General features: G+C 62.5%; 8 protein-coding genes. All 8 read right to left on the reverse strand.

The genetic code is table 11. The features are described 5' to 3' along the window. Window positions 1-303 precede the first annotated feature (303 nt). Window positions 304-552 carry a helix-turn-helix domain-containing protein gene (locus JX325_RS10390; protein WP_204791067.1) on the reverse strand — a complete coding sequence of 83 codons (249 nt, stop codon included), beginning with the start codon at window positions 550-552 and terminating at the stop codon, window positions 304-306. Between the two features lie 319 nt (window positions 553-871). Next, entirely contained in the window at window positions 872-1492 is a 621-nt protein-coding gene (locus tag JX325_RS10395) for a regulatory protein RecX (protein ID WP_204791068.1), read from the reverse strand. A gap of 2 nt (window positions 1493-1494) precedes the next feature. After that, window positions 1495-2604 (reverse strand): recombinase RecA, encoded by a 1110-nt coding sequence (gene recA / locus JX325_RS10400; protein ID WP_204791069.1) that lies wholly within the window; start codon window positions 2602-2604, stop codon window positions 1495-1497. A 59-nt stretch (window positions 2605-2663) separates the two neighbouring features. Further along, window positions 2664-2858: a PspC domain-containing protein gene (locus tag JX325_RS10405; RefSeq protein WP_204791070.1), complete on the reverse strand. Its 195-nt coding sequence runs from the start codon at window positions 2856-2858 to the stop codon at window positions 2664-2666. A 15-nt stretch (window positions 2859-2873) separates the two neighbouring features. Continuing rightward, window positions 2874-3740 carry a peptide chain release factor N(5)-glutamine methyltransferase gene (gene prmC, locus JX325_RS10410; protein WP_204791071.1) on the reverse strand — a complete coding sequence of 289 codons (867 nt, stop codon included), beginning with the start codon at window positions 3738-3740 and terminating at the stop codon, window positions 2874-2876. 14 nt (window positions 3741-3754) lie between these two features. Then, window positions 3755-4729, reverse strand: a complete 975-nt coding sequence (locus JX325_RS10415) for a DUF1385 domain-containing protein (RefSeq protein ID WP_204791072.1) — start codon at window positions 4727-4729, stop codon at window positions 3755-3757. A gap of 192 nt (window positions 4730-4921) precedes the next feature. Beyond that, window positions 4922-6385, reverse strand: a complete 1464-nt coding sequence (locus tag JX325_RS10420) for a cell wall metabolism sensor histidine kinase WalK (protein WP_204791073.1) — start codon at window positions 6383-6385, stop codon at window positions 4922-4924. Between the two features lie 4 nt (window positions 6386-6389). Then, complete coding sequence (locus JX325_RS10425) at window positions 6390-7079, reverse strand: response regulator transcription factor (protein ID WP_204791074.1); 690 nt, start codon at window positions 7077-7079, stop codon at window positions 6390-6392. Window positions 7080-7543: the final 464 nt, after the last annotated feature.

Raw genomic sequence — 7543 nt, forward strand, 5'->3', positions numbered from 1 at the left:
GCACCCCCCATTTTCTCTTTTTCTTCCAGAAGAAAAAGAGAAAACGGGCCGTGCACGGTCCAAAAGAGAAAAAGAAGGATCGCCCCCGCGGGGGGACGTGGGACGGGGGTCGCGCAAGAGGTGCTTCCTCCGGGTACGCATGTCTTCTGCCCGCGGCGTAGTTTGAGCGGGGGTTTTGGTGGTTGTCGAATGGACCAGCTCCTCTTTTCGCTGCCGCTAATCTGGTGGTAGGGGGTGGATATCCGCCTTTTTCCGGGACTGCCTTTCTATCGATAGACCACCCTGTGGGGCCTGACCCCCTGGTCAGGCCATTCCCTCAGGGTCCCCTCGCCATGTGGGGTCGTCAGTAATGCCTACTAAATAGTCTGTGGAGACATGGAAATGNTCCGCCAGAATTACCAGCTTGTCAATGGTAGTACTGCGCCCGCCACTTTCCAACATGCTGATGGATTTACTTGTAAGCCCTAAAATCTCCCCCAATTGATGCTGGGTAAGACCCTCCGCTTTCCGAAGCTGATAAACCCTGTCTTTCAATAAAATGACTGTTTTCATAAAAACCTCTTGACTATACCTTTAAGTAGGATTATAATACTACTTAAAGGTATGCTGAATAGGAGGATGCAATTATGTTTGATATCTTGACGGCACTTCAATATGGTGACCTCACCAGCCTGCGGGGCAAGATGCCCATGGAAGCGCCCTATACGGTTGCAGAGGAGCGCATTCTGCGCCGGCTGAACGCGCTGGAGCCAAAGGCGGCTGACGATTTCCAGCATGAAATACAGGCCTTGGCCCTGGAACAGCGGGACGCGGCTTTTCATAGCGGCGTCCGTTTTNGCGCACAGCTCATGGTACAGCTGTTAGAAGATTTTTAATCCTCTTGCATTTCCTCCCCCAGCCNCCTCCAGGCGGCCTTAACCTCCCCCCAGGGGAAGCCCCGGCGCAGCAGCGCATTGGTCAGCCGCCGCTTTTCCTTCTCGTCCGGCGGGCGGCCCCGGAGCTTGCTTCGGAGAAACGCGTCCACCTGCCCGCCGTCGGCGGGAAGCTCCTCCAGCGCGTCCTCCCACAGCTCCCGGGGGACGCCTTTTTCATAGAGCTNCTCCCGCANCCGGNCGGGGCCGTAGCCCAGCCGGGAAGAGTGCCGGACCAGGGCGGCGGCGTATTCCGCGTCGTNCAGAGCCCCGATGGCCTCCAGCCACTCGGCGGCGTAGCGGGCCTCCGTCTCGCTGGCCCCCTTCTCCTGGAGCTTCCGCTCCAGATCCCGGCGGCTCATGGCCCGCTTGCCGATGAGATCCGCCGCCGCCGCCCGGGTGTTGGAGACTCCGGCGGCCTCCTTCAGCCGCTTCAGGGTTTCCTCGTCCAGCTCGTCCCCGGAGCGGAGGCCGAAGTCCAGCAGCTCCTGCTCCGTGATTTTCAGACAGGCCCCGTCCCCCAGAAAGACCAGGACGCGGCCTTTTTTATGCTTCGACGCCTCTACTCGCTCTACCCGCATGGTCAGTTGCCGGAGTCGTCGAAGTCGTCGGCGCTGACGTCCACGGCCCGCCCGGCGGCCTTGGCGGCGGCCCGGGCCTGGTTGCTCATGAGCTTGTCGAAGTTCTTGCGGATGTCCGCCTCCAGCTGGTCCCGGATCTCCGGGTTTTCCTGGAGGTACTTCTTCGCCGCTTCCCGGCCCTGGCCGATGCGGGTTTCGCCCATGGAGAACCAGGAGCCCGCCTTCTGCACCAGATCCAGCTTCACGCCCAGGTCGATGAGCTCGCTTTCCCGGACGATGCCCTCGCCGTACATGATGTCGAACTCCGCCTCCCGGAAGGGGGGCGCCATTTTGTTCTTTACCACCTTGGCCCGGGTCCGGTTGCCGATGAGCTCACTGCCGTTTTTGATGGCCTCGATCCGCCGCACGTCGATGCGGACGGAGGCGTAGAACTTCAGCGCCCGGCCGCCGGTAGTGACCTCCGGGTTGCCATACATAACGCCCACCTTTTCCCGGAGCTGGTTGATGAAAATGACGATGGTGTTGGTTTTGCCGATGGCGCCCGTCAGCTTCCGCAGGGCCTGGCTCATCAGCCGGGCGTGGAGGCCCACGTAGCTGTCGCCCATCTCGCCCTCAATCTCCGCCCGGGGCACCAGGGCCGCCACGCTGTCCACTACAATGACGTCAATGGCCCCGGAGCGCACCAGGGCCTCCGTAATTTCCAGGGCCTGTTCGCCGGTGTCCGGCTGGGAGATCAGCATGTCCTCCACCTTTACCCCCAGAGCGTGGGCATAGGTGGGGTCCAGAGCGTGCNCCNCGTCNACGAAGGCCACCTCGCCTCCCTGCTTCTGGGCCTCGGCCACNACATGGAGGGCCAGGGTGGTCTTGCCGGAGGACTCCGGCCCGTAGATCTCGATGATGCGCCCCTTNGGGAGCCCGCCGATGCCAAGAGCCACGTCCAAGGCCAGGGAGCCTGTGGGGATGACCTCCACATTCAGGGCCGTCCGGTCCCCCAGGCGCATAATGGAGCCCTTGCCGTACATTTTCTCAATTTGNCTCATGGCGCTGTCTATGGCTTTTTTCTTGTCCGCCGCCGGAGCCGCGGTGGGCTGGGGCGCTTNATCCTTTGCCATGCTGATTTCCTCCCGAACAGATATATAGATAATTTATGAAATGCTTTCTAAAACACAAATCAGAATTCCTCCGGCTCCCGGGGGAAGATGGCGGCGCAGAGGATNTAGGCGATGATGCCGCTGCAGCCCATGGCGGAGAAGATGATCCAGGCCAGCCGCACCAGCGTGGGGTCCAGCCCGAAGTATTCGGCGATGCCGCCGCACACGCCNTCCACCATCTTGCCCCGGTTGATTTTATAGAGCCTCTTTTCCATAACAATTCCTCCTGTTCAGATTTCCTGGCAGAGGGTGCCCAGCACCACTCTGGGGATTTTATGATGGTCCTTGATGATCTGCAAATCGCCGAAGCCCTGGCTCCGCATCAGCCGGAGCACCGCGTCCGCCTGGCCGATGNCCACCTCANAGTAGATCCGCCCGCCGGGGGTCAGGGCCTCCTTCCACTGTTCTGCAATGGAGCGGTAGAAGTCCATGCCGTCCGCCCCGCCGTCCAGGGCCATATGGGGTTCGTAGTCCCGGACGGAGGCTTCCAGCCCGGCGATGTCCCCCGTGGGGATGTAGGGCGGGTTGCTGACAATGCACTGGAACTCCCCCAGGGAGCGGGCGGGCTTTTCCCGGGCGTCCATCTGAATGGGCATGACCCGCGCGGAGAGGCTGTTCCGCCGGATGTTCTGGCGGCAGATTTTTAAGGCGCTGTCGTCGATTTCCCCCAGCACCACCCGGGCCTGGGGCGCCTGGGAGGCGATGGCCAGGCCCACGCAGCCGCTGCCGGCGCAGAGGTCCAGCACCCGGCATTCCCCCAGCGTCTGTATGTAGGCGATGGCCTGTTCGGCCAGCACCTCGGTGTCCGCCCGGGGGATGAGCACGTCCTGGGAGATGTCCAGGGGGAGGCCGTAGAACTCCCACTCGCCGATGAGGTAGGCCACCGGCTCCCCGGCCATGCGCCGCTCCACCAGCCGCCGGACCTGGGCCTCCCGCTCCGGAGAGGCGTAGAGGCGGCTGTCCCGCTGGAGCTCCTCCCGGCTCTTGCCGGTGCCGAAGCACACCAGCTCCCGGGCCTCCAGGGTGGAAGCCTCCACGCCGCTCTCCCGGAGCCGCTGGCGGACATCCAAATACAGGTCATTATAGGTTATCGCCAAGGGAACTCACCCCTTTACCATGTGTCTTTTCCTTTTTCAGAGGGTAATACCAATTCCAGGNATCGGATGGCGCACTCGATCATGCCGTCGTCCGGCTCGTTGGTGGTGAAATTCTGCATCCACATGCCCGGGGCCGTCAGGATTTTCGCCAGGAGGCTCTCCTGGACGTGCCGCCCCACCCAGCGGTTGAACTCGTAGGTCACCCCCACCACCAGGGGCAGCAGGAGAAGATGCACCGCCGTCCGCAGCCAGGCGTTGGTGATGGGCCAGATGCCGAAGAAGATGCTGGAGAAAATGATGGACACGCAGATGACCACAAACAGGAAGCTGGTGCCGCACCGGGGATGGTGCCGGGGCTGGACCCGGACGTTTTCCACCGTCAGGGGCAGGCCCGCCTCATAGCAGAAGATGGTCTTGTGCTCCGCCCCGTGGTACTGGAAGACCCGGTAGATGTCCTTCTGCCGGGAGCAGAGAATCAGGTAGGCCATGAAGATGAGCACCTTCAAAAGCCCCTCCACCAGATTCCGACCCCAGAAGGGGAAGCCGGGGAAGAAGTGCAGGATGCCCCCGGTGAGCAGGGTGGGCAGGACCATGAAGAGAAAGACGGACATGCCCACCCCCAGCACCACCGCCAGGGCCACCACGGCGCTTTCCAGCTTTTTGCTGGAGAGGTGCTTTTCCAGCCACAGCTCGAATTTGGAGGGCTTCGCCGCCTCCTCCTCGGGGTAGAAGTCGGCGGAGTACATCAGGGCCTTCACGCCGCCCACCATGGAGTCCAGGAAGTTCACCGTCCCCCGAATCAGGGGGAGGCCCAGAATGGGGTAGCGGTCCTTGATGAAGCGCAGGGGCTCCACCTTTTCCACCAGATTCCCCTCCTGGTCCCGGACCACGATGGCCTGTTTCTCCGGGCCCCGCATCAAAATGCCTTCGATAAGCGCCTGTCCGCCGATGCTGGTGCGGAAGGCGCAGGATTTGTTTTCTTCTGCCATGAAGTTTCCTTTCTGTTGGGTTGGTATAGAGTCTAACATAGGTTCGCGGAAAAATCAAACTTCCGTTTGATTTAAAATTATTTTTGCGACGACATGCGCGTCGCAAAAATTCCGATACTCCAGCCGCCTTGGGCGGCGTCACCAGTCCGCAAACTGGTGGGGGGAATCTAAAGGGGGGACGAAGTCCCCTCTTTAAGCCCGGACCGGCAGTTTAATCGTCACCACCGCCCCGCCGCCGTCGGCGTTGCCGATGGAGAAGGTCCCGCCGTGGAGGCCGATGATCTCGTCGCAGACCGCCAGGCCGATGCCGCTGCCCCGGGCCCGGGAGGTGCCCTTATAGAATTTCTGCTTTACGAAGGGCAGCTCCTCCTCCGGGATGCCGGGGCCGAAGTCCCGGATGCGGACCACCTGGTGCCCTCCCTCCTGGTTCACGGAGGCGGTGATCCGCCTGCCCGCCCCGCCGTGCTTGGCGGCGTTGTCCAATACGTTGCAGAATACCTGCTTCAGGCGCTCCGAATCCCCCTGGATAAGGGGNAGCAGGTCTCCGTCGCCGGGGTGGTACTCCAGGGCGATGCCGTCCTGGCGGAAAAGCTCCTGATAGGTGAAGATGGCGTCCTCCAGCTCCGCCTGGAGGTCCACGTCCTCGATTTGGAGGGTGAAGCGCCCGTCCTCCATCTTGGAGAAGTCCAGCAGCTCCTCCACCATGGTGGACAGGCGCCTGGACTCGTTGACGATGACCCGGATGCCCCGGCGGAGCTGNTCGGGGTCGTCGGTGAGGCCGTCGTCCAGAATAGTCTCCCCCCAGCCGTTGATGGCGGTGAGGGGGGTTCGGAGCTCGTGGGAGACGGAGGAGATAAACTCGCTTTTCATTTTCTCATTCTGGCTGATTTTCAGGGACATGTCGTTGATGTTGTCCACCAGCTCCCCCAGCTCGTCGGAGTACTTGTTTTCGATCCGGGTGCCGTAGCTTCCGGCGGAGATGCGCTTGGCCGCCTCCGTCACCACCGCCNCAGGCTCCACCCNGTTGTTGATAAAGAGGAGGTTGGAAAACACCACCAGCAGCATGCACACCAGGGCGATGAGGAAAATCGCCAGGACCACGAACATCACCTGCTGATCCACGGACCGCAGGGAGGTCACCAGCCGCATGACGCCCACCACCCGGCCGTTGACGGTCAGGGGACAGGACACGGCCAGGATTTCCTCCCCCGTCTCCAGGTCCCGGCCCTGGTAGGGCGTGGGGGTCATCTTGTTTTCCTGGAGGACCTGAAGGATGTCGTCGGTACCCGGGTAGGTCCCCGCCGTCAGCCCGGAGGTGGAAACCTGGATGCGCCCGCTGGAGCCGATGAACTGGAGCTCGATGCGGTTTTTATCCTCGAAGCTCTCGGCGGACTGGACGGCCTTTTGATAATAGCTGGAAAAGCCATTGTCCATAAAGTATTCGTTGAAGGAGTTGGCCAGGGCCTGGGCCCGGGTTTCCAGGCCCTTTTGCATGGTGCCGTAGTAGTAGTTGGAAACGCCCGCGGAGAACAGCGTCACCACCAGCACCAGCAGGGTCCCGATGGGGAGGATGGAGTTGAAAATCCAACGCTGCCGCAGGCCCCGCAGGCGGAGGGATTTCCACCGCTGCTCCTTTTCCATCACCTGTTCTTCCATACCGTCACAGCCCCCNCTTGTAGCCGTAGCCCCAGACCGTGGTGATATAGGCGGGGTTCTGGACATTGTCCTCGATTTTCAGCCGGAGGCGGCGGATGTTCACGTCCACGATTTTNAGCTCCCCAAAGTAGTCCCGGCCCCACACCATGTCCAGAATTTCCTCCCGGGAGAGGGCCTTGCCGGGGTTTTCCATAAAGACCCGCATGATGGAATACTCCACCTGGGTCAGCTTGATCCGCTGGCCGTTTTTTTCCAGGGTCCGGTTCCGGGTGTTCAGCAGGAAGGGGGGCTGGCTCAGCTCTCCGGTGACCTGGGGGGGCTCCTCTCCGCCGGAGCGGCGGACCAGAGCATCCACCCGGGCGGTGAGCTCCGCCGGGGAGAAGGGCTTGGTCACGTAGTCGTCGGCCCCGGTCATGAGGCCCGTCACCTTGTCCATCTCCTGGGACCGGGCGGTGAGCATGATGATGCCGATCCGGCTGTTGGTGGCCCGGATGCGGCGGCAGACCTCGAAGCCGTCGATGCCCGGCAGCATGATGTCCAGCAAAGCCACCCGGGCGTCCGGGTTCTCGTGGAGGCGTTCCAGGGCCTCCTCGCCGCTCTCGGCCTCNATGACGTGGTAGCCGGCCCGGCGGAGGTTGATGACGATAAAGCCGCGGATGCTGGCCTCGTCCTCTAAAACCAACACTTTCTTCATGGCGTCCGTTCCTTTCAACAGTATGCGCCTCAGTTGTCCCCGGGTATCCACTCCCGGGCGATGAGGCTGAAGGCCCCCCGGACCTCCTCCGCCGTCATGGCCTGATCCCAGGGCGGGATCTCCGGCAGCTCGGCGGTGTAAATCACGTCGGACTGGCGGCTGAGGGGGAAGCGGCTTCCCCGGGCGGCCCGGATTTCCCGGCCCGTGCNGGTGNGGGNGGTGATGCGCAGAATGGCCGCGTCCCGGACGCCCTCCTCGTTCAGCATGTAGAAGGTGACGCTGGCGTCGCCGCCCACGCCGCTGCGCTCCGTTTCCACCCGGCCCACCCAGGACTCGGGCAGCTGGAGATACCAGCCGTCCTCTACGCAGTGGTAGGTGGAGGCCGCCGCCTCCCCCGCGCCGTCCAGGCCGAAGGCCCGCCAATCGATCCGGTGGAAGGGGGGCGCGCCGTCGGAGGAGGAGGG

This window comes from Oscillibacter sp. CU971 (assembly GCF_905219725.1).
In the GTDB taxonomy this organism is placed as follows: Bacteria; Bacillota; Clostridia; order Oscillospirales; family Oscillospiraceae; genus Oscillibacter.